We start from the raw sequence: 293 nt of genomic DNA, 5'->3' as shown, positions 1-293 counted from the left end.
CTTCAAAGGACATTACAGTAAAAGTAATTGAACGTTATAAAAAGCAACATTCTTATGCGACAAATCCGCTATTAGATGCTGAAGAATGGAAACAGCTCCACACGATTATGAAAGAAGCTGGCGAATTACAAAAAGAAGTTCCACACGAAGCGCTCGTCAATACAAAAATTGCCGAAAGCGTTATTAAGAAATAGACGCGAAGTGTATGAGTTTTTTACAAATACGTAACGTTTCTCACTGCTTTTTCGCAAAAGAGAATGCCAAATTGATTCTCGAAGATATGAGTTTACAAG

The 293-nt window shown here is 36.2% G+C and carries 2 pseudogenes; both read left to right on the top strand.

The annotated features are described in order from the left end of the window. Positions 1-194: pseudogene (locus ACSG5Z_RS31190) on the top strand (ABC transporter substrate-binding protein); the annotation flags it as partial. 11 nt (positions 195-205) lie between these two features. Next, positions 206-293, top strand: a pseudogene (locus ACSG5Z_RS31185) (spermidine/putrescine ABC transporter ATP-binding protein); the annotation flags it as partial.

The sequence above is a fragment of the Bacillus pretiosus genome, assembly GCF_051294775.1.
Taxonomy (GTDB): Bacteria; Bacillota; Bacilli; order Bacillales; family Bacillaceae_G; genus Bacillus_A; species Bacillus_A wiedmannii.
This window is presented reverse-complemented; position numbering and strand designations above follow the sequence as displayed.